Origin of the sequence: Laspinema sp. D2d (assembly GCF_025370755.1) — a bacterium.
Taxonomy (GTDB): Bacteria; Cyanobacteriota; Cyanobacteriia; order Cyanobacteriales; family Laspinemataceae; genus Laspinema.
The window spans coordinates 1-22,074 of record NZ_JAMXFC010000023.1 but is presented as its reverse complement, the minus strand read 5'-3'; the positions used below and the strand labels follow the sequence as shown (position 1 = coordinate 22,074).

Below are 22,074 nucleotides of genomic sequence, written 5' to 3'. Positions count from 1 at the left end.
CAGGCAGATGTTAAATTCACTTCTCAATCTTACCCTTAAAAACTCCATTGCTCAACGGTGGTTAATCGTTGTGAGTGCTATCTGTATTACCATTTGGGGAATTTTCAGCATTACCCAAATGCCTTTGGATGTTTTTCCCGAATTTGCACCGCCTCAAGTTGATATTCAAACTCAAGCGGGGGGATTGGCACCAGAGGAGGTGGAATCGCAAATTACGGTTCCCATTGAAAATGCGGTTAATGGCTTGCCGGGAGTCACCACCGTGCGATCGTCCTCCAAAGTTGGACTTTCAATGGTCCAAGTCGTATTTGACTCCCAAGCAGATATTTATAAAGCAAGGCAAGCGGTTACTGAACGAATTCAACAGATTACCAATCAACTTCCGGCAGGGGCACATCCCCCTGAAATTTCCCCCCTAGCTTCCCCCTTAGCTACGATTTTGCAATATGCATTTACCGTCACGGAAGGAGGGGAAACTTCCTTAATGGACCTCCGGCATTTCGTGGATACTACCCTCACCCAGCAACTTTTATCCGTGCCAGGGGTAACCCAAATTACGGTGTATGGCGGTGACGAACGGCAGGAACAAGTGCTCGTTGATCCGGCTAAATTGCGATCGCTGAATGTGTCTTTAACGGAAGTTGCCCAAGCGGCTAGAGGCGCTAATTCCAATGCCCCAGGTGGGTTTTTGATTGGTGGAGGTCAAGAATTATTAGTCCGAGGAATCGGTCAGATTAAATCCATCGAAGACTTACAGCAATCGGTAGTCAAAGTCCAAGAAGGCTCCCCGATTTTACTTAAAGATGTGGCAGAGGTGAAAACTGGAGCAGCCCTAAAACGGGGCGATGCCAGTTTTAATGGAGAATCGGCTGTGGTGATGATGATTAATAAACAGCCTAATGTAGATACTCCAACGGTCACCAAAGCAGTAGAATCCCGGATGCGATCGCTCCAGGAAACCTTTCCGGCAGATATCCAAATTGCCCGCACTTTTCGCCAATCTAACTTCATCGATTCCGCGATTAGTAATGTTAGCGGCTCTCTGATTCAAGGCATTATCATTGTCTCCGTGATTATGCTGCTATTTTTGATGAATTGGCGCACGGCAGTGATTACATTAAGTGCCATTCCCCTCTCATTAGTCATTGGCTTATTGTTCATGAAAGCCTTGGGCTTGGGCATTAATACCATGACGTTGGGAGGATTAGTCGTTGCCATTGGTTCCGTCGTCGATGATTCCATTGTTGATATGGAAAACTGCTATCGGGGACTCCGCACGAATCAAGCTCAAGGTAATCCGAAACATCCCTTTCAAGTGGTTTATGATACCTCCGTTGAAGTCCGGCTGGCGGTGGTTTTCTCCACAGTGATTATCATTGTTGTCTTTGCGCCTATTTTTAGTTTAACGGGGGTGGAAGGACGGATTTTTGTGCCAATGGGGTTAGCTTATTTACTCTCGATCGCCGCCTCTACCCTGGTCGCGATGACCCTTTCCCCGGCCCTTTGCGCCATTCTGTTAGCGAATCAAACCCTTCCCCAAGAAGGTACTTTTATTTCTCGGTTAGCAGAAAAATTGTATCGCCCCTTGCTGAATCTATCCTTACGCGCCCCCCAAATTATTCTAGCGATCGCCCTCGCGAGTTTAGTAGCAACCCTGGCGATCGTTCCTTCCTTGGGACAAGTTTTCCTACCGGAATTTCGGGAAAAATCAATGGTTAACTCAATGGTTTTATATCCTGGAGTTTCCCTAGATATGACCCAGCGCGCCGGTATTGCCCTATCCAAATCCCTTCAAAACAATCCCCTCTATGACTGGGTACAAGTCCGCGCCGGACGGACTCCTGGAGATGCCGATGGCGCTGGGGTAAGTATGGCTCATGTGGATGTAGAACTGAGTGATTTAGCCTTAAAAGACCGAGAAACGAGCGTTCAACAACTGCGCGAAAGTTTCCTGAAATTACCGGGTGTTGCGCCAAATATTGGCGGATTTATTTCTCATCGCATGGATGAAGTTCTCTCGGGAGTTAGAAGTGCAATCGCCGTCAAAATTTTTGGCCCAGATTTAAAGGAACTACGCCGCATTGGTGAACAAGTTCGAGATGCGATCGCCCCGATCTCTGGGATAGTCGATTTGCAATTGGAACCGCAACTCCCCATCCGCCAAATCCAAATTGAATACAACCGACAAGCAGCGGCAACGTATGGTTTAACAATGGAACAATTGTCAGAAGTTGTGGAAACCGCCCTCAATGGTCGAGTTGTTTCTCAAGTCCCAGAAAATCAGCAACTGATTGATATTTTTATTACCCTCAACGATAAGGCGCGCAATAGCTTAGATGCAATGGGTGCAATTCCCATTTCTACTCCAACGGGAGAGACAATTCCACTGAGAAACGTCGCCCGTTTAAGTTACGGCATGGGAGCAAATGTAGTCAATCGGGAAAATGTCTCTCGGCTAATTGTAGTTTCGGCGAATGTAGCAAATCGAGATTTAGGCAGTGTCGTCGGTGATATTCAAGGTCAAATTCGGGAAAAAGTAACCTTGCCCCAGGGATATTTTATCCAATATGGCGGACAATTTGAATCAGAACAACGGGCGAGTAATAGCTTATTCTGGTTTAGTCTTTTAGCAGCAGTCGCCATTGCTATCCTGATGTTTTTCTCGGTCAAATCTCTCCCGGCAACCATCGCGATTATGCTGAATTTACCCTTGGCATTAGTCGGGGGAATCATCTCCATTGCCTTAACCGGCGGCGTCATTTCCATTGCCTCCCTAATTGGATTTATTACCCTATTTGGGGTAGCAGTCCGTAATGGGTTGTTGCTGGTGGATAATTACAATACGAAATTTGCCCAGGGAATGCCTTTGAAAGAGGTGATTATCAACGGTTCCCTAGACCGAGTGAATGCCATTTTAATGACCGCTTTAACCTCTGCCTTGGGAATGTTTCCCTTGGCGATCGCCACCGGCGCAGGGAATGAGATTTTACAACCCTTAGCCATTGTGGTTTTAGGGGGGTTATTTACCTCTACCGCCTTAACACTGTTAGTAATTCCGGCCCTTTATGCCCAATTTGGGAAACGATTAATGCCTCAACCTAAACCGGCGATCGTGGATATCGAGTCCGGATGGAAAAACCCAAACTCCATCCTTCATTGACCAAATTCCACCCGCGCTTTTTCCACAATCTCCGGCGTCACCACATCCAGTTCGGCTTCTCGCGCCAACTGGATGATTCGCTGTCTTGCCTGCGATCGCACGAAATAAGGGATATTTTTCAGCTTGACTTTAGCTTCTTCCGTCCATTCCAGGTCATCAAATAAATCAGAATTAGACATAAATAATATCCGGTTAAATGTTAAATCTTTGAAGGGCAATCTGTCAATCTACAGCAGTGTCCTTTATTTTATTGTAATAGCAAATCCCACTTCTCCAACATTTTAAAACTATCTTCCTAACAAAAAAGCTCCTGCTTTATGCAGGAGCCTTTAATGATGAACTGATTACTCGAAATTCATCCTTCAATTCAGAAGAAATTAATCGAGTTCAGTCATTGCCAACACTGGCTCATCTTCACGGTCAATACCGCGTTCAAATCCAGCAGCAGCGGCGCGAGCGCGTCCAGCGTGCCACAGGTGACCGACTAAGAAGAAGAAGGCCAAGATGAAGTGAGAACCAGCCAACCAAGCGCGGGGGTTCACATAGTTGAAGCCGTTAGCTTCAGTGATAATCCCACCCACAGAGTTGATGGAACCGTTAGGCGCGTGAGTCATGTACTCAGCAGCCCGACGGATTTGCCAGGGTTGAATGTCATTTTTCAGCTTACGCAGATCCAAGCCATTCGGTCCACGGAGGGGTTCCAACCAGGGGCCACGGAAATCCCAGAAGCGCATGGTTTCACCACCGAAGATGATTTCCCCAGTAGGAGAGCGCATCAGGTATTTACCTAGACCTGTGGGGCCTTGGGCGGTACCGATGCTGGCACCTAAGCGTTGGTCACGAACCAAGAAGGTGAAAGCTTGAGCCTGAGAAGATTCGGCGTTGGTGGGGCCGTAAAATTCGCTGGGATAAGCTGTGTTGTTAAACCACACGAAGGAAGCGGCCACAAAGCCCATTAAGGACAGAGCGCCTAAGCTGTAGGATAAATAAGCTTCGCCAGACCAGATGAAGGCGCGACGCACCCAACCAAAAGGCTTGGTGAGGATGTGCCAGACACCGCCAATAATGCAAGTGAAGCCGACCCAAATGTGACCGCCAATAATGTCTTCCATGTTATCGACGCCGATCAACCAGCCTTCGCCACCGAAGGGAGATTTGGCTAGATAACCGAAGATCACAGCGGGGTTCAGAGTTGGGTTGGTGATCACGCGGACGTCACCGCCACCGGGTGCCCAGGTGTCATACACACCACCAAAGAACATGGCTTTGAGCACCAGCAACAAGGCACCCAATCCAAGAACGATCAGGTGGAAGCCCAAGATGGTGGTCATCTTGTTTTTGTCGCGCCAGTCGTAGCCGAAGAAAGAAGAGTATTCTTCTAAGGTTTCTGGACCGCGAACGGCGTGGTAGATACCACCCAAACCGAGAACGGCAGAAGAAATCAGGTGCAGAACACCAATGACAAAGTAGGGGAAAGTATCGATGACTTCTCCACCGGGACCCACACCCCAACCCAGGGTACCCAGGTGAGGCAGCAGGATTAAGCCTTGCTCATACATCGGCTTTTCAGGAATGAAGTGTCCGACTTCAAATAAAGTCATTGCTCCAGCCCAGAAGACAATTAATCCAGCGTGAGCAACGTGAGCGCCCAGGAGTTTACCGGATAAGTTGATTAGACGGGCGTTTCCAGACCACCAGGCGAACCCGGAGGTTTCTTGGTCACGTCCGCCCATGACCATCGAACTATTGAAAGATGTTTGCACGGATGAGAACCTCGTTTTTGCGATCGACAACAGATGATATCGCTACTTAAGATTTTAGATTTCAGAAGTGAATTCAATCCCATCTAAAATCTAAAATCTCCAATTAAATTTTCTACAGAGCGTTACCGCGAGGTAGAACTTCTTCAGGGAACTCAAAGTTTTCATGAGGCTGGTCAACCGGAGCCATCCAAGCCCGAATCCCTTCATTCAGAAGGATATTCTTGGTATAGAAGGTTTCAAATTCCGGGTCTTCCGCAGCCCGCAGTTCTTGAGACACGAAGTCATAGGCGCGCAGGTTTAACCCTAAGCCAACAACCCCGATCGCGCTCATCCACAAGCCGGTAACTGGCACGAACAACATAAAGAAGTGTAACCAGCGCTTGTTAGAGAAAGCCACCCCAAAGATTTGGGACCAGAACCGGTTGGCAGTTACCATCGAGTAGGTTTCTTCCGCCTGAGTCGGTTCAAAGGCGCGGAAGGTGTTAGACCCTTCGCCATCTTCAAACAAGGTGTTTTCCACGGTGGCTCCGTGAATGGCGCACAGGAGTGCACCACCGAGGATACCGGCCACACCCATCATGTGGAAGGGGTTGAGGGTCCAGTTATGGAACCCTTGGAAGAACAACAGGAAGCGGAAGATAGAAGCAACGCCAAAGCTAGGGGCAAAAAACCAGCCGGATTGACCCAAGGGGTACATCAAGAACACGCTGACGAACACCGCAATGGGTCCGGTAAAGGCGAGTCCGTTGTAGGGACGAATCCCTAACAGGCGGGCAATTTCCAACTGACGCAGGCAGAAGCCAATTAGACCAAAGGCCCCGTGCAGGGCGACGAAGGTCCAGAGGCCGCCGAGTTGACACCACCGGGTGAAGTCCCCTTGAGCTTCAGGACCCCAGAGGAACAGGATGGAATGTCCCAGACTGTTCGGGGGCGTAGAAACAGCCACGGTGAGGAAGTTGCAACCTTCTAAATAGGAGGAAGCGAGTCCGTGGGTGTACCAAGAGGTCACGAAGGTGGTGCCGGTCAGCCAGCCTCCCACTGCGAGGTAGGCGCAGGGGAAGAGTAATAGGCCAGACCAACCGATAAATACGAAGCGATCGCGTTTTAGCCAGTCGTCGAGGACGTCAAACCATCCCCGTTCTGTCTGTGCGCGTCCAACTGCTATTGTCATAAAATTTGCGGGAGTTGGGTGCTGGTTTTAAGTCGTCTTGCTCTACAAGAATCGCAAGCTTTCTAAGTAAGTTAACATAACTATATATTACATTGATCAAAATTTGCAAAACCCTTAGTCCAAGGCGACCGGGTTCTCTGAACAAAGCCAGTCTCTGTGGCGGTGGCTCTAGTCCCCATCCATCAGACTAAACCAGCTTAGGACAAGGACTGGGGCCCTGTCGGAGAATCACTTTGAACCCGATTACCTTCTGGTGTCCTGGACTTGAGTTCTATTGTTGGGTCCCAATGGGAATCCCGATTTTGAGGGTCCGCTGACTTGTTTCTCAGGTCGGAATCCCTCTGCTCTTAATGCCCTCTTGATGGGGGAGATTGTTCTCTCTACCTGGCATCCCACCCGTTAAGCTTTGCCTTGGTGTCTCCCCCGGTTCCCTAGCTCTGTGTCAGGGTTTACCCTCGGTGGGGACTTCAAAAAATTAAGAATTTCCCAGAAACTCTAGCTCATTGTCCACCTCAGAGACGGATACTAGGAGAGGACCTATTCTTAGGTGCCTTGCCCTTCCCCTTAGAGAGGCCGGGAAAATCTTTCCCAGTTCTCTATAATTAAGGGTTCCGTTCTCTCCCTTACCCAGCTTATTTTCGATGACTGCAAAAAGCATCTCTACTAGCGATCGCGTACTTCGCAAAGAAATTATCGGTTCTCGCCGGTTCAGTAACTACCTTCTAGTTGTTATCGTTAACTTAGGAGGGATCGGCTTTCTCTTAGCCAGCCTTTCCAGTTATCTGAAGGTCAATTTTTTGCCGTTTGCAGACCCAACCCAGCTCATCTTTCTTCCCCAAGGCTTGGTCATGGGCTTTTATGGGGTAGCAGCTTTGCTGCTTTCCCTTTATCTGTGGCTCACCATTCTATGGAATGTAGGCGCGGGCTACAACGAATTTAATAAAGATACCGGCAAGGTGCACATCTTCCGTTGGGGATTTCCAGGCAAAAATCGGAAAATTGATATTTCCTACCCCCTCGAAGATGTCCAATCTATTCGAGTTGAAGTCAAAGAAGGACTCAATCCTAAACGGGCGATGTATATGCGCACCAAAGGTCGTAATCCCCTGCCATTGAGTCGCGTGGGTCAACCAATCCCTTTGTCAGAACTGGAAAACGAAGGTGCAGAATTAGCTCGGTTTTTGGGGGTTCCCCTCGAAGGCTTATAAGCTTGGTTAATCCTCTTACACCCTGAGATTTTTTCGGCTGTAGAGTCAACTATTTCGGGTGAAAAGGATGGAATAGATCCGTGAAAATCGGCATCGCTTTTCTTAGCCGGGGACAACTCGATCAGGACTTAGGCATCACTTCTATCGGTGAGGAGGGGTAATTCATAAAGTGCCCCTCTTGACCTATCCGGTGAAATCCCCAAAGAAAGCTTCATGGGTGAACCTAACCCTATTTTTTTCCCAATTCCTGTGATGCCCGGAGCGAGAAAATTAGCTCAGGTAAGATTGGCATCATATCTCATATCACTCGCGAGCTCAGCATATTGTATTGGAAACTGAACATGGAAATTAACATTCGGCAGTGGATCGTATCAGTGATGATTCTAGGTGCTTTGTTGATCGGAGGTTGCGCTCAACAGGAGGCGGCATCCCCACCGTCTACCTTGCCGACGGAACCTCCTGTCACAACACAAACTCCTGATGCCTTCAGCAATCTCCCCCGTTTGGAGGGAAAAGCGACGGTGGAAATGATGATTAAGGGCAAACCCGTCACGATTGAAGTCGATGGCACAAATGCGCCGATTACGGCGGGGAATTTTGTGGATTTGGTTCAGCGTCAGGTCTATGACGGGTTAACGTTCCATCGGGTGGTGCTTACACCGGAACCCTTTGTGGCTCAAGGGGGAGACCCGCAAAGCAAAGACCCCAATTTTAGGGGCGATTTAGGAACTGGGGGTTTTATTGACCCGCAAACAGGTCGGGAACGCAGCATTCCTTTAGAAATTACTCCGGAAGGGGCCCCGAGTCCGGTCTATGGTTCACCCCTGCAAGCGGCCCGAATTAATCAACCTCCGGTTTTGAAACATAAGCGCGGCGCGATCGCAATGGCCCGATCGCAAGCCCCGGATTCAGCATCCTCTCAGTTTTACTTTACCTTGAGCGATTTAGAGTTCTTAGATGGCAATTATGCCGTTTTTGGTCAGGTGACTGAAGGCATGGATGTGGTAGACGGAATTGAACAGGGCGATCGCATTGACTCCGCTAAGGTGGTTGAGGGCCTGGAAAATCTTCGTTCTAACGGTCCTTCCTAAACGTGATCACCGGCCATCCAGGGGTGCAAATTGTGGTGACGGGAATCGGTCTAGTTTGCGCCTTGGGCGATGGGTTGGAGCCGATTTGGCGCAGATTGCTGGGGTCGGAGTCGGCGATCGCCCCCGGCCAACCGTTCCCCGAACTGCCCCCCCGTCCCCTCGCTCAAATTGGACCCACTCCCGCTCGCCTCGACCAACTCCTTGAACCCGTGGTGACTAGCGCCCTCAAGGATGCCGGTTTGGTTCCACCCCTGCCCGATTGTGGGGTGGTGATGGGGTCGAGTCGCGCTCACCAAGGCCAATTGGAGCAACTGGCACGGCAATTTTGTCAAACGCCCCCAAGGGACGACGGCAATTGGGGGCGGAATTGGTTGGACCTGTTACCCCATACTCCGGCGATCGCGACGGCGCGGCAGATTGGGGGCACGGGACCCGTGATGGCCCCGATGGCGGCTTGTGCGACGGGGATTTGGGCGATCGCCCAAGGGGTTGAACTGATCCGCACAGGTCAATGTCAGCAAGTTCTGGTGGGTGCAGTTGAAGCCCCCATCACCCCCTTGGCCCTCACCGGATTTACTCAAATGAGTGCTTATGCCAAAACCGGCTGTTATCCGTTTGACCGCTATCGGGAAGGGTTGGTCTTGGGTGAAGCTGCCGCCGTTTTGGTCCTAGAATCGGCGGATTTCGCTCACCAGCGTGGGGCTAAGAAGATTTATGGGAAAATCCTTGGATTTGGGATTACCAATGATGCACGGTATGCCAATGCTCCGGATCAAGAGGCAACGGCGGCGATCGCAGCGGTGGAGCAATGTCTAAGGCGATCGCAGTTGCACCCATCAGAAATTGACTATATTCATGCGCATGGCACCAGCACCCATCTCAATGACTGCACTGAAGCCAAATTGATTGCTTCCCTGTTTCCCCAAGGCGTGCCGGTGAGTTCGACCAAAGGAGCTACAGGTCATAGTTTAGGCGCTTCTGGGGCCTTGGGTGCTGCCTTTTGTCTCCTGGCAATGCGCGATCGCTGTTTACCCCCCTGTGTGGGGTTGACTGTCCCCGAATTTGACCTAGATTTTGTGCGGCGATCGCGGCAAATCCCTGTCAACCGTACCCTCTGTTTTAGTTTTGGTTTTGGCGGCCAGAATGCTGTGTTAGCGTTAGGACAATAAAACTTTTCCCAATCGTCTCTCTTGCCCTCCAGGGTTCCTCTCGCCAAAGAAGAAAGCGCTCCCGAATCCTAAAAACTTTTAAAACAGGCATTTACCCCATCCCTAAACTTTCGTAGGATAGAGTTAACCCCCCTAGTCTCTTCCCGATGCAGGTAACTTAACATGGATTTGGAATCGCATCGATTTATTTCCTATTTTCTCCCCGACCAAAGACCGGAATTGTGCCACAGTGCCACGATAGAAAAATTTCCTCAAGGGACGGTTATTTTTGAAGAAAACGAAAAACCCGATGCATTATATCTCGTTTTAGACGGAAAAATTGAATTTAGTAAACGAGGAGGATTAGGCCAGTATCAAAATGTGGCCTGGGCGGAGGAAAATGATTTTTTTGGTGAGTTTGGGGTTTTAGATGGACAACCGCGCAGCGCTAGAGCGGTGGCTTGCACCCCCGCTACCATTGCCAAAATCCCACGCGATCGCCTCATGGATATTTTAGAACGGTCTCCAGGAAAGGTGGTGTTGCAATTATTTCACCATATTATCCATTATCTCCGCCTGACCACCGAACAATATGTGAATCAGATGGTTCACAAACATAAAATGATGGCCGTTGGAGAAATGGCAAATACTATTATTCATGATTTAAAAAGTCCTTTTACGGGTATTTCTTTAGCCACTTCGATGTTGAAAGATTTACATGGAGATGAAGAAACTCAGGAATGGTGTAATTTAATTCAAGCCCAAATCACTCAAATGTTAGTGATGACTGAGGAAATTTTAGAATTTACTCGGGGTAATGCTGTCTTAAATAGAAAACCCCTTAATTTATCAGAAAATTTAGAAAAATTCCAACGATTAAATTTTATATACTGGAATCAATCTCATATTAATTTTATTCTTCAGTGTGATAATATTATTTTGAATGCTGATGAAAATAAACTGATGCGGGTCTGGCAGAACTTAGTCGGAAATGCTGTAGAAGCCTTAGACGGTCAGGGGGGACAAATCGTCATGGTCGCCACTAAGCTGGACCGGGATGCCTTAATCAAAATTGCTGACAGTGGACCGGGCATTCCCCCAGCCATTCAAACTCGATTATTTGATCCCTTTGTCACCTACGGAAAGCGCGGTGGAACGGGACTGGGAACGGCGATCGCCCTTTCAATTGTGGAAGCACATGGAGGCGATATTACTTTTGAATCCCAAGCTGGAAAAGGCACAACGTTTTACATCCGCTTACCCCTTTGTTGAGTCGAAATTTAAGTTTAAACCATGACCCTGACTGAACGCATTCTCTCTCAGCTACCCGGTGATGTTCTCACGGGACTCCATCGCAGCGATCGCCTCTGGCAATCCTTGAAAAAAAATCCCCAAGTCATTCCTTCGGTCATTACAGAACATTCCCAACCCGTCACCTCATGGGAATGGGATATTTTAGTTTGTGGTGGCACGTTAGGAATTTTTATCGGGGCCGCTTTAGCAGTTAAAGGCTGGCGGGTTGCGTTAATTGAGCGAGGTATCCTGCGGGGTCGAGATCAAGAATGGAACATTTCCCGCGAAGAATTAACGGTATTTTTAGCCCTAAATTTACTCTCAGAAGCCGAGTTAGAACAGGCGATCGCCACCCAATACAACCCCGCCCGTATTCAATTTAATAACGGTCCCGAATTCTGGGTCCGCGATGTTCTCAACATCGGCGTTGATCCAGTCTATCTCCTGGATACTCTTAAAGCCCGGTTTTTAAAAGCTGGGGGTCAAATTTTTGAAAATACCCCCTTTGAAAATGCGAGTGTTCACCCCAATGGCATCGTCGTTAAAAGTACCACAGGACAATCTTTTACGGCCCGCTTACTCCTTGATGTCATGGGTCATTTTTCTCCCATTGTCCGCCAAATTCGTCAAGGACAAAAACCCGATAGTGTTTGTTTAGTGGTCGGCAGTTGTGCCAAAGGATTTCCCCAAAATGAAACGGGAGATTTAATCACCTCATTCACCCCCATTCAAAAGCAATGTCAGTATTTTTGGGAAGCCTTTCCCGCAAGAGATGGGCGCACAACTTATTTATTTACTTATTTAGATACCCATCCCAGTCGTTTAAGTTTAACTGAGTTATTTGAAGATTACTTAAAGTTATTGCCTGAATATCAAAAGGTGCAGTTAGGTCAGTTAGAATTTGTGCGGGCGCTATTTGGGTTTTTTCCGGCTTATCGAGATAGTCCGGTGCGATCGCCCTGGGACCGGATTCTTGCCGTGGGAGATAGCAGCGGCATCCAATCTCCTCTTAGTTTTGGGGGATTTGGGGCAATGTTGCGCCACCTCAACCGCTTAACTCAGGGCATTAATGAGGCATTAAAACAAGAGATGCTCTCCCATAGTGCCTTAGCCCGATTACAACCCTATCAGCCGAATATTTCCATAACTTGGTTATTTCAACGGGCGATGAGTGTGGGGATGGAACAACAACTTGCACCGAATCAAATTAATGAACTCCTCTCCGGTGTTTTCAGTTGTATGGAACAGTTAGGAGATCCGGTTCTTAAACCCTTTTTACAAGATGTGATCCAATTTGGGGGACTCTCCCAAACCCTATTTAAAACCGCGATCGCGCAAACTCCCTCTGTTTTTCGAGTCATTCCTCAAGTCGGACTCCCCGCTCTGGTAGACTGGATGCAGCATTACCTTAACCTCGGTATTTATAGTGCCTTATCCCCCATCGGACAACGGTGTGAAACATGGGTTAATCGGTTACCCCCCGCCCAACAATATTATTGCCATCGGTTGATTCAAGCTTGGCAGTACGGATCCGGGGGCGACTGCAAAAATTAAGCGGTTTGGCTGACAATCTTTGCCGTTTCTTCATCAGAACACGGTGCATCTATATTCCGTCAGACGCTCAGAAGGCTTATTGGGTGCATCTACTAAAAACTCAAGAATCTGTTGATGTTGAACCGGAATTTCAGGGAATTTTATGAAGAAATGGCACGGGTTAAATCAATCCTGGCGCAGTCTAAATATTACCGCTAAATTTAGCTCGGCTTTCATCGGGCTAATGTTAATTTTGGGAGGGGTGGCAACAACAGGATGGCTGTCGCTGAACTTTGTGCGAACTGAAACTCAAGCCACCATTGTTAGTAGTATTAAACTCCAACGATTGGTGTTTGAAATGAACGATGCTTTAGATCAAGCCCGTCGCCTAGAACGTGACTTTTTTGAACAGTGGTCAAAAACTGGGTTTTTAGATGCGAGGGAGGAATATGCGAGAGCTTATGGAGAACAAATTGACATGGTACTGTTGATTAGTGATCTCTTGCAATCGTTACTCGCAACGGATCAAGTCAGTGCCACCTTACGTCAGAGCAATCCAGCGGTTGTTTCTTATGAAGAAATGGTACAACAGTACGCCAGTAGCTTTCGAGAAGCTGTGGGAGTGGTGGGGGAGTTGGGGATGGATGAAACGGGAATACTCGCTCGTTTACAGCAAAATTCCCAACGAGTAGGAGATATTCTCCAATTGGCTGATGATCCAGACTTGATGGAGTTATATCAGCAACTGCAATCCCGGGAACAAGAGTATCTCAGCGATCGCCAAAATCCCGAACGTGCTGCCCTGTATCAAGCGATTGAGCAGTTACAAACCGCGATTCGGCAGTCCCCTAACTTAAGTTTAGAACGGCAATTGAACGCCCTCAATGCCCTCAAGGATTATCAAGTTCTTGCCCAACAAATTATCCGCTTAGATCTGGAAATTCGGGCCCAAATTTCCCAGTTTGATCGCCAAGCCAGTGAACTCTCTGCTCAATTGCTGGAAATCGCCCGCCAAGAAGTTCAGCGGGGGGAATACCGCATTAATCAAACCAGTCAGGCAGCCACGGGATTGCTAGTGGCGGCGTTGTTATTAGCCCTAGTTTTTGCCAGTGCGATCGCTCAGGAATTTGTCTATGCCTTAAAGCAATTAGAAATCGAACAAGCTAAATCGGAAAGTCTCCTACTGAATATTTTACCCAAAACTATCGCCGATCGCCTCAAAGAAGAACCCACTACCATTGCCGATCAGTTTACCGATGTCACGGTTTTATTTGCAGATATTGTCGGCTTTACAAATCTCTCCTCCCGCATTTCTCCCCGGGAATTGGTGACCCTCCTCAACGAAATTTTTTCTGAATTTGACCGCCTTGCGGATTTACATGGCTTAGAAAAAATTAAAACTATTGGCGATGCTTATATGCTCGTGGGCGGACTTCCTGAACCCAAAGCCGATTGTGCCCTAGATGTGGCTGAAATGGCCCTAGATATGCAACAGGCGATCGGTCAGTTCAATCAAAATCATCAGGAGAATATTAATATTAGAATTGGCATTAACACCGGCTCAGTTGTTGCTGGAGTAATCGGGCAGAAAAAATTTATCTATGACCTTTGGGGGGATGCGGTCAATATTGCCAGTCGGATGGAATCTCACGGTTTACCTGGCTCAATTCAAGTTAGCGAAGATACTTATCAATTGTTACAAACATCCTATCAGTTTGAAGAACGCGGTTCCATTATGATTAAAGGAAAAGGAGAGATGAAAACTTATTTTCTCCTGGGTAGAAATCCGGAACCAGCAGAGAAAGAACGCCAGTTACTGCCCTTTCCCGATCCCAGTACCAGTACCAGCTATGGCTTTGGGACCGGATTAGAGCGATAGGACCCTCAACCGACTTTATATCGCGAGTCTAAGGCCCTGGAGTCATACAATTAAGAAGTGGGATCGTCTCCCTCCCTGGCCCCATTCATCCCCTCTGGACCCTCTACCTTGGATCAATTGTGGCGGCAATTTCCCGTTCACCGAGTTGCTAAACTAAAGCAGGGGTTAAGGGAACTGACTATCCCTGGTGCTTTCTGCCGCCTAGAACCTGCACGAAATTGTTCTACACCTGTATTACCCACAAATCCCGATCGCCTAGACCCCCTACCTTTAGAGTTGTATCTATCATGACGACTAACCCTCAACCTACCGCTGAACAACCCGCCACAGAAACAGTGGAACAAGCCAAACCCGGAAAATCTTCCCCGGAGAAAAAACCCCTATTGGGACTCTCATTACCGGAGTTAACCGAATGGGTGCAACAGCAACAGCAACCTGGCTATCGGGGAAAACAACTGCATAACTGGATTTATGACAAAGGCGCACGATCGCTGGCTGACATTACGGTATTTTCCAAACAGTGGCGTGAACAACTTGCCGACTATCCCCTCGGGCGATCGACCATTTCTCACAAGTCCATTGCATCCGATGGCACGATTAAATATTTACTGCAATTAACAGATGGTCAAATCATTGAAGCTGTCGGAATTCCCACGGAAAAACGCCTCACGGTTTGCGTTTCTTCTCAAGTGGGATGTCCAATGGGTTGTGACTTTTGTGCCACTGGAAAAGGCGGATTTACTCGCAATTTGGCAACTCATGAAATTGTCGATCAAGTCTTAACGGTGCAGGAAGACTTTGGACGCCGAGTGAGTCATATTGTGTTTATGGGAATGGGAGAACCGTTACTCAATACTGAAAATGTATTAGCAGCAGTGCGATCCATCAATGAAGATATCGGAATTGGTCAACGGTGCATCACCGTTTCCACCGTTGGCATTCGCGATCGCATCCCCCAACTCGCCAAACATCGCGGTCAATTTACCCTCGCCGTCAGCCTTCATGCCTCCAATCAAAAACTGCGGGAAAAACTGATTCCTAATGCAGGAGGATATCCCATCGAAAAAATTATCGCCGATTGTCGGGAGTATGTAAAAATTTCCGGACGCCGAGTGACCTTTGAATATATCTTACTCGCCGAATTTAACGATCGCCCTGAAAATGCTGAAGAATTGGCGAGTTTATTGCGCGGGTTCCAAAGTCATGTTAACTTGATTCCCTATAACCCGATTCAAGAAGTAGACTTTAAACGACCCGATCGCCTGCGGGTGCAAGCCTTTGTAGAAGCGTTAGAAAAGCGGCATATTGCAGTCAGTGTCCGCTATTCTCGCGGATTAGAAGCCGATGCAGCTTGTGGTCAACTGAGGGCCTCAAAAGCCTAAAAAATAGGCGATCGCGTTTTGAATTGCGATCGCCTGAATTAAGCAGCAAGAATGTTAGTAAGGAAGAGAGAATTAACCGATGGGATTTTATAAATTAATGTGACCGACGAATCGAAAGCCCGGGAGCATAAGCCTCCACAACGCGACCCGTGCTCACACAACTCACCATCAAATAATCACAACTCGGACATTGGGTCTGACTAAAATCTCGTTTTGAAAAATAATACCGTTCCGCGAGATTTCCACAATTAGGGCATCGAATCGCTTGAAGTGTCTGCATCTTAAACCCTCTCGGTTAAATGGTGGGACTAGAAAAAACAGGAAACTAAAAAAACAGAAAAATTTGAAGAATTAGGGGAAAACTGAGTTACAGTATTTGAGAATCGCGGTTTTGTCTTTCACACCGATCAATAAAATGCACTTGCACCCTAGGACTGGGGAAATTTTCACCTGGCGATCGCCTCCTGGCTACAGCTCATCAAAAAAAAACCATCTTTTTGAGTAAAAACCCATTGCGTTACCAGGAACTCATCGGGTAGAATCGAGAGAAGTTATTCTCTTTCCTCCATTAAAATCATCCCTTAAAACGCCACAGGAGGAAGTGATCCCCATCCGCTTTATCCGTGATCCCCATCACTTATTGCCGAATTATAGTCCAATTCTCAAGGGGATGCCCCAAAATTCAGCAAATTGCAGAGGCGATCGGTCACAGGTTTAGTCCGATCTAGGGTCAAACGAGGGATTAGATTTACACGGGCGATCGGTCCCCCATCCAGTTCAACTCTTTCAAACCAACCCACCCTAACCATTCCCAACCATTCATTATAAATTACAGCATAAATTACAGTGTAGAAAAAACCATTCGCCTTTCTCAATTTCCCATCCCTACTCCACAGCTTCCCCGAACCTATCCCCTTTTTCTAGCCCGTCATATCCCTTGGGTTACTCCCCTTTTGGCCCTTAAAAAAGAGAGGATTTTGATATAATCAATTGATTATAGAAATCCTAAAAAATAGCTCAAACTTCCATACTTTTAATAATTGACTCTAGCCAAAACATCCCACGGAGGCAACAATGGGTACAGAAACTACAACTATTCCAAAATCCTCAATCATCTACCCCGAAAGCGATAGTCAACCGATGGCAGATAACACCGAACAATTCCGATGAATTGTGACAATTCAAGGAGGAATTGACGCCCGGTTTAAAGAAGACCCTAACGTATTTGTCGCCGGAAACTTACTCTAGTATCATAAGGATGAATTGATGCCCGGTTTAAAGAAGACCCTAACGTATTTGTCGCCGGAGACTTACTCTGGTATCCTGGAGAAGGCAACAATAAACTCAGAGTCGCCCGAGAGGTAATGGTAGCCTTTGGCTACCCTAAAGGAAAACGCGGGTCTTATCTGCAATGGAAAGAAGATAATATCCCCCCCCAAGTCGTCATAATCGCCGTTTAATTCGTGCAAAATCTCTCGTCCTATTTGCCACTATCGCAGTTCCCCTGGTGTCACTGCGCGAACCTCAACCGGAGCGTGTTTAAGGGCTTCAGCCGGTCCTAGTCCCCGGTTTAAGGAGTGTGCCTCCCTGGTTCCAAACATTCGCCCCCGCGAGGGCAATTCCTCCCCGATACATGGGATTATCTGCATCTGCGGCATCGAGGCGACTGGCGATCAGCTGTTTGACAAGATAGTCTCGAATCAGGGGGATAGATTTTCAGAGGGCGAGCGCTAATCGCTCATCTGCCGATAAATCTGGTCAACCTTGGCTGACCCAAAAATCAGCCATCATCAACCTGAAATAGGTAATAAAATTTAGAAACGGAGAGGGGGGGATTCGAACCCCCGATGGCTGTGACACCATAACAGATTTCGAGTCTGCCGCATTCAACCGCTCTGCCACCTCTCCAATTGCTCATGTTACCCTATCTCCCCCGCTTTGGGAAGCCCTAGAGGAAAAGATTTTCATTATCCAGAGGATCCAAGGTTGATTCAAACCCATCCCGGGAATTCCACTGAATTGCCCCTTCCCGACCGATCGCATAAATTTGAGTATTCCGTTGTCGCAGTAATCGTTCCGTCTGTGGGTCGATCGCATCGTTGGAGGCGATCGCTACCGACGGTTGCAGGGCCTCAACTAAATAAGGAGCCAACTGTTCCCCGGACCACCACAACACCCGCAACGGTGACTCCCCATTCTTTACCTCCAGCAACGAACCCGCTGTGACTAAACGGCTTTGTTCTGAAGGATTCAAATCCCCCAGTAAAAACCACATCTGATTGCGAATTTGGAACTGTACCACCGGCGGCTTCAGACTCACCACCTGAACTCCCGTTGTTCCCACTGCCAAGGTTTGTCCGACTGGTAAAGGATGATAGGACCCTTTGCGATTGCTTAAATTCGTTAGTAAAGGCTGATCTCCATTCTGATAGGGGCCTGTAGGCGGCGAAGAAAACAGCCGTACTCGCAAACTATCTAAGACTTGATACCACCCACTGCGGTAATTCACTGGCATGGTGGCGATCGCCCAATCAATTTGATTTACCCCCTGCTGTCGCAGAAAAGGTAACACCGCATATCGTGCCGTTGCATCATCTCCACTGTTGATCACAATCGCTTTCCCGCGATCTTGAACCACCAACACCGGATCTCCACGAGTTGCCAGGGCTGTAATCTGAAAGACTGTCGTTTGAGCATATAATACCGGCACCACTACCAAACCCACCGCAAACAGGAATCCCAATAGCCATCGCCGTTTTTGATGCAACCAAGGAATCACCCACACTGATACCACGATTCCATAGAGGAGCACGACCTGTACAATCGAGAGGGTTCCTGTAGCAATGGAATTTCCAGGTAATTGGCTGACAAATTCGACAAGGGCGATCGTTAATTTCAGGGGATAATATAGCAACCACGCGAGCGCTGTCCCCGCTAGCGGCCAGATTGCAGCGGCGATCGCACTGATAAATCCCCCCAGAGTAATTCCCGCCAAAGGCAACGAGAGCAGAATATTTAATCCGATACTATAAGGAGCTAATACCCCAAAGGTATAGAGTTGCAAAGGTAGCACCCATACCGCCACGGCGATCGGTACCGCAATCAAAGAGGCGATCGCCGGGGGTAACCAATCCAACCGCTTTAAAACGGGTGGGGTCGAGACTAACAATCCTAAAGTTGCCAAAAAACTAAGTTGAAATCCTAAATCCCAAATCCACAGGGGATTCCAGAGTAGCAAAAAGGTCGCTGCTAATAACAGAGACCCTAAAGCATTCACCTGACGCTGCATTAAAGGAGCCAGTAATGCTGCGCAACCCATTAATGCCGCTCGTAAAACCGAAGGTGAACCCCCCGTTACGAACACATAGATAATTAAAACTACCGCTCCATAAACAAATTGAGTTTTTTCAGAGAAACGACGGGTGACTGCTCGAACCAATCCTAAAATAACTGCCACATGAAATCCTGAAGCGGCTAGAACATGGGCTAAACCCACTTGTATGAAGCGTTCGCGAATGTCATGACCCAGATCAACCGCTCGTCTTCCTAACACCATTGCACTGAGGACGGGGCCTTCTGGCACTCCCAATCCCCGGACTTGAGCACGCAAAATCCGCCGTCGGAGTTGCCACATTCCCCAGGAATTCTGGGGGCGATCGCTGGTCCGTAAATTCACCTGCCGTCCCGCTAACCCAGCAAAAGTCCCTTCTCTTGCCAAATAAGCCTGAAAGTCAAACCCTCCAGGATTTGCTGCCGGTTTAGGCAAGTACAATCGACCCGTTACCTCCACCCGTTGACCCGGATATAACCCGGTGCCTTGAAGTAAGGGAACCGTGACATAGAGCTTGCCGGTAACAGTTTGGGTTTTTGCAGTATCGCTCCCTTCACTTCCAGAAGTCCCCACAAGTTCAATCACTTGGTTGGGTTCAAACCAGAATTGAATACGGTTGCTGCGGGTTAATCGGGTTTCACTGGCGACTTTTCCGAAGACATTCACCAGTTGCGCACCAGAAGGGGCCTCTGAGGTAGCCACAAACCGACTGATATCATTCACGCCGATTTGTGGCTGCCGCAGGGGTAAATAGAGGGTCGCTAGAAACCCGATTGCTCCTGCAATTAGCCAAATTCTAGGTTGTAACCCAGCTTTTAGGACTTCGATGCGTCTTGGAAATGGTACTTTCAGCAACAGGAGGGCGGCGATCGCTCCTGTCAAACTCAGGACCACTAATCCTCCCCAGGTAGAACGGGTGCAGAGTAATCCTAAAATGTAGGCTAAACACAGAACCACTAAAGGGGCAGAAGTCATCAGGTTGCGCTTTCCTCTATATAGATAGACCCAGTTTTAATCCCACCCAGGCATGAACCAACATGAGCCCAAGGGCCACCGTTCCTAAATAGGCATGAGCAACCCGCAGGGTGAGGCGATCGCCCTGAAATCCCAAAGACATCGCTCCATTCAGGGCTAACAACACCAATAATATCGAACCCGTCCAGAAATGAGGGCTTTCTAAAATGGGCTGTTGTTGCATCACCAAAGATAAAACCCCTCCGGTATAACCGAGGGCCATAAATAAGAACATCCAAGGGGCCAGTTTGCGATGGTCGCTGCGGGCCTTAATTGCGGCATCCTTATCCGGTGCAAGTCGTCCGCGCCATCCGGACCAGCCGACATAACTACCCATTACAAATATCACAATCCCCATCATGAGGGGATGTCCCCAATGCACAATCGGCTCAGGTAGCCCCAAACTGCGAAACTGACTGGCGATCGGTTCGAGGACTTCACTCAGATCGATCATTCCTTCTCCTATTCTTTACTCTTTAATTCAATATCACGGGTTAAACCCACTTAGGCAGCCGAGGCATTATCAGAGGGGTCACCTTTCAGAAGCGGGAACCCTAGTTTCTCCCGTTGCTCCAGATACAGATGAGCCACCCGTCGCGCCAAATTGCGGATCCGCCCAATATAACGAGTCCGCTCCGTTACGGAAATCACGCCTCTGGCATCTAATAGATTAAAGGTATGAGAACACTTCAGGACATAATCCAGGGTAGGAGCCACCAATCCTCGTGCTGTTAGCTGTTCCGCCTCTTCTTCATAGAGAGCAAAGAGCTTGAACAGTAAATCTGGATTAGATGCCTCGAAGTTATAGACGCACTGCTCTACTTCTCCTTGCAGGTGAACATCTCCATAACTCACCTCATCGGTCCAGTTAATCTTGGTGAAGGCATCTTTTTCCTGGAGATACATGGTTAAGCGCTCCAGTCCATAAGTAATCTCGATGGAAACGGGACGGCAATCGATGCCCCCACATTGTTGGAAATAGGTAAATTGGGTAATCTCCATGCCATCGAGCCAAACTTCCCAGCCGACGCCCCAAGCTCCTAGGGTGGGAGACTCCCAATTATCCTCCACAAAGCGAATATCCCGGTCTTCCGGACGGATTCCTAAAGCGCGCAGGGAATCCAGATACAGATCTTGGATATTGTTGGGGGAGGGTTTGATGATGACTTGGTACTGATAATAGTGTTGGTAGCGGTTGGGGTTCTCGCCATAGCGGCCATCGGTGGGACGACGGCAAGGTTCCACATAAGCTACAGACCAAGGTTCGGGACCGATCGCCCTTAAGAAGGTATGGGGATTCATGGTGCCTGCGCCTTTTTCGATATCGTAGGGCTGGGCAATCAGACAACCGCGATCGGCCCAAAACTGATTTAACGTGGCAATCACAGACTGAAAATTCACGGTTCGCTTTCCTCTGCAAGCAAGTTCATTATTTATTCTCGCCTAAAACTCTCCCCGTGAAAGGCTTTCAGACTTTTTTCCCAAAAAGTCAAAAAAAATCCTCAAAAACGCTTGACAAACCCCGGTGGGTTAGTTAAAGTAGTAAAGCGCGGTGAGGAAAGGCAACGAACCGAGTCGCGCCTGAACCAAGACAATTAAAGAGTTTGAAAGCCAATAGAAACCTGGTCTCGTCAAGAAATCAGAAGTCTCTAAAGGGTTATACCTAGAGACTATAAACTAAACGTCAAAAAAACGCAAGTTTTTAGACCAAATAGCCAATCACTCAAAGTGAAAAGCCTAAAGTCACAGGAAATCATTCAGTGAAATGAACCTAACTTTAGAATTAAAACGGAGAGTTTGATCCTGGCTCAGGATGAACGCTGGCGGTCTGCTTAACACATGCAAGTCGAACGGTGAACCCTCGGGTTCATAGTGGCGGACGGGTGAGTAACACGTGAGAATCTGCCTCCAGGTCGGGGACAACAGCGGGAAACTGCTGCTAATACCCGATGTGCCTAAGGGTGAAAGATTAATTGCCTGGAGATGAGCTCGCGTCCGATTAGCTAGTTGGTGGGGTAAAAGCCTACCAAGGCGACGATCGGTAGCTGGTCTGAGAGGATGAGCAGCCACACTGGGACTGAGACACGGCCCAGACTCCTAC

Annotated in this window: 14 protein-coding genes, 1 tRNA gene, 1 rRNA gene and 1 pseudogene; 10 read left to right on the top strand and 7 right to left on the bottom strand. The window is 48.2% G+C overall.

Annotation, left to right across the window (positions count from 1 at the left end; genetic code table 11):
• The first annotated feature begins 7 nt into the window (after nucleotides 1-7).
• Nucleotides 8-3,160, top strand: a complete 3,153-nt coding sequence (locus NG796_RS16050) for an efflux RND transporter permease subunit (protein WP_261207837.1) — start codon at nucleotides 8-10, stop codon at nucleotides 3,158-3,160.
• Here NG796_RS16050 and NG796_RS16045 read toward each other — a convergent pair.
• From NG796_RS16045 to psbD, 3 genes are all read right to left on the bottom strand, one after another.
• Entirely contained in the window at nucleotides 3,154-3,339 is a 186-nt protein-coding gene (locus tag NG796_RS16045) for a PCP reductase family protein (protein ID WP_261207836.1), read from the bottom strand. The two genes, NG796_RS16050 and NG796_RS16045, sit on opposite strands and share 7 nt — an antisense overlap.
• 198 nt (nucleotides 3,340-3,537) lie before the next feature.
• Nucleotides 3,538-4,899, bottom strand: coding sequence for a photosystem II reaction center protein CP43 (psbC, locus tag NG796_RS16040; RefSeq protein WP_261207903.1), 1,362 nt, complete (start codon nucleotides 4,897-4,899; stop codon nucleotides 3,538-3,540).
• Between the two features lie 136 nt (nucleotides 4,900-5,035).
• Nucleotides 5,036-6,094 carry a photosystem II D2 protein (photosystem q(a) protein) gene (gene psbD, locus NG796_RS16035; RefSeq protein ID WP_261207835.1) on the bottom strand — a complete coding sequence of 353 codons (1,059 nt, stop codon included), beginning with the start codon at nucleotides 6,092-6,094 and terminating at the stop codon, nucleotides 5,036-5,038.
• A 641-nt stretch (nucleotides 6,095-6,735) separates the two neighbouring features.
• Between psbD and NG796_RS16030 the strand changes: the two genes are divergently transcribed.
• The 8 genes and pseudogenes from NG796_RS16030 to NG796_RS26590 all read left to right on the top strand — a co-directional run.
• Nucleotides 6,736-7,302 (top strand): photosystem I assembly protein Ycf4, encoded by a 567-nt coding sequence (locus NG796_RS16030; protein WP_261207834.1) that lies wholly within the window; start codon nucleotides 6,736-6,738, stop codon nucleotides 7,300-7,302.
• A 341-nt stretch (nucleotides 7,303-7,643) separates the two neighbouring features.
• The gene (locus NG796_RS16025) at nucleotides 7,644-8,393 is read left to right on the top strand and encodes a peptidylprolyl isomerase (protein ID WP_261207833.1); all 750 of its coding nucleotides are present in this window, start codon (nucleotides 7,644-7,646) and stop codon (nucleotides 8,391-8,393) included.
• A 2-nt stretch (nucleotides 8,394-8,395) separates the two neighbouring features.
• Entirely contained in the window at nucleotides 8,396-9,562 is a 1,167-nt protein-coding gene (locus NG796_RS16020; protein ID WP_261207832.1) for a beta-ketoacyl-ACP synthase, read from the top strand.
• A 162-nt stretch (nucleotides 9,563-9,724) separates the two neighbouring features.
• Complete coding sequence (locus tag NG796_RS16015; RefSeq protein ID WP_261207831.1) at nucleotides 9,725-10,813, top strand: ATP-binding protein; 1,089 nt, start codon at nucleotides 9,725-9,727, stop codon at nucleotides 10,811-10,813.
• A gap of 21 nt (nucleotides 10,814-10,834) precedes the next feature.
• Nucleotides 10,835-12,388 carry an FAD-dependent oxidoreductase gene (locus tag NG796_RS16010; protein ID WP_261207830.1) on the top strand — a complete coding sequence of 518 codons (1,554 nt, stop codon included), beginning with the start codon at nucleotides 10,835-10,837 and terminating at the stop codon, nucleotides 12,386-12,388.
• A 142-nt stretch (nucleotides 12,389-12,530) separates the two neighbouring features.
• Entirely contained in the window at nucleotides 12,531-14,246 is a 1,716-nt protein-coding gene (locus NG796_RS16005) for an adenylate/guanylate cyclase domain-containing protein (protein WP_261207829.1), read from the top strand.
• 287 nt (nucleotides 14,247-14,533) lie between these two features.
• Nucleotides 14,534-15,628 carry a 23S rRNA (adenine(2503)-C(2))-methyltransferase RlmN gene (rlmN, locus tag NG796_RS16000; RefSeq protein ID WP_261207828.1) on the top strand — a complete coding sequence of 365 codons (1,095 nt, stop codon included), beginning with the start codon at nucleotides 14,534-14,536 and terminating at the stop codon, nucleotides 15,626-15,628.
• 1,074 nt (nucleotides 15,629-16,702) lie between these two features.
• Nucleotides 16,703-17,073: pseudogene (locus tag NG796_RS26590) on the top strand (hypothetical protein); the annotation flags it as partial.
• A 376-nt stretch (nucleotides 17,074-17,449) separates the two neighbouring features.
• Here the strand turns inward: NG796_RS26590 and NG796_RS15980 are convergent.
• From NG796_RS15980 to glyQ, 4 genes are all read right to left on the bottom strand, one after another.
• Nucleotides 17,450-17,536, bottom strand: a tRNA-Ser gene (locus tag NG796_RS15980).
• Nucleotides 17,537-17,576: 40 nt separating this feature from the next.
• Entirely contained in the window at nucleotides 17,577-19,934 is a 2,358-nt protein-coding gene (locus NG796_RS15975) for a ComEC/Rec2 family competence protein (RefSeq protein WP_261207825.1), read from the bottom strand.
• Between the two features lie 16 nt (nucleotides 19,935-19,950).
• Entirely contained in the window at nucleotides 19,951-20,427 is a 477-nt protein-coding gene (locus NG796_RS15970; protein WP_261207824.1) for a DUF4079 domain-containing protein, read from the bottom strand.
• 50 nt (nucleotides 20,428-20,477) lie between these two features.
• Nucleotides 20,478-21,374, bottom strand: a complete 897-nt coding sequence (glyQ, locus tag NG796_RS15965; protein ID WP_261207823.1) for a glycine--tRNA ligase subunit alpha — start codon at nucleotides 21,372-21,374, stop codon at nucleotides 20,478-20,480.
• Between the two features lie 384 nt (nucleotides 21,375-21,758).
• Here glyQ and NG796_RS15960 point away from each other — a divergent pair.
• Nucleotides 21,759-22,074 (top strand): 16S ribosomal RNA (locus NG796_RS15960); the annotation flags it as partial.

What these genes read in the sequence shown, in the direction of transcription:
- NG796_RS15970 (WP_261207824.1), bottom strand. Translation starts at nt 20,427, where the DNA reads ATGATCGATCTGAGTGAAGTCCTCGAACCGATCGCCAGTCAGTTTCGC.
- NG796_RS16005 (WP_261207829.1), top strand. Translation starts at nt 12,531, where the DNA reads ATGAAGAAATGGCACGGGTTAAATCAATCCTGGCGCAGTCTAAATATT.
- psbD (WP_261207835.1), bottom strand. Translation starts at nt 6,094, where the DNA reads ATGACAATAGCAGTTGGACGCGCACAGACAGAACGGGGATGGTTTGAC.
- NG796_RS15975 (WP_261207825.1), bottom strand. Translation starts at nt 19,934, where the DNA reads ATGACTTCTGCCCCTTTAGTGGTTCTGTGTTTAGCCTACATTTTAGGA.
- rlmN (WP_261207828.1), top strand. Translation starts at nt 14,534, where the DNA reads ATGACGACTAACCCTCAACCTACCGCTGAACAACCCGCCACAGAAACA.
- psbC (WP_261207903.1), bottom strand. Translation starts at nt 4,899, where the DNA reads ATGGTCATGGGCGGACGTGACCAAGAAACCTCCGGGTTCGCCTGGTGG.
- NG796_RS16030 (WP_261207834.1), top strand. Translation starts at nt 6,736, where the DNA reads ATGACTGCAAAAAGCATCTCTACTAGCGATCGCGTACTTCGCAAAGAA.
- NG796_RS16025 (WP_261207833.1), top strand. Translation starts at nt 7,644, where the DNA reads ATGGAAATTAACATTCGGCAGTGGATCGTATCAGTGATGATTCTAGGT.
- NG796_RS16045 (WP_261207836.1), bottom strand. Translation starts at nt 3,339, where the DNA reads ATGTCTAATTCTGATTTATTTGATGACCTGGAATGGACGGAAGAAGCT.
- NG796_RS16010 (WP_261207830.1), top strand. Translation starts at nt 10,835, where the DNA reads ATGACCCTGACTGAACGCATTCTCTCTCAGCTACCCGGTGATGTTCTC.
- NG796_RS16050 (WP_261207837.1), top strand. Translation starts at nt 8, where the DNA reads ATGTTAAATTCACTTCTCAATCTTACCCTTAAAAACTCCATTGCTCAA.
- NG796_RS16015 (WP_261207831.1), top strand. Translation starts at nt 9,725, where the DNA reads ATGGATTTGGAATCGCATCGATTTATTTCCTATTTTCTCCCCGACCAA.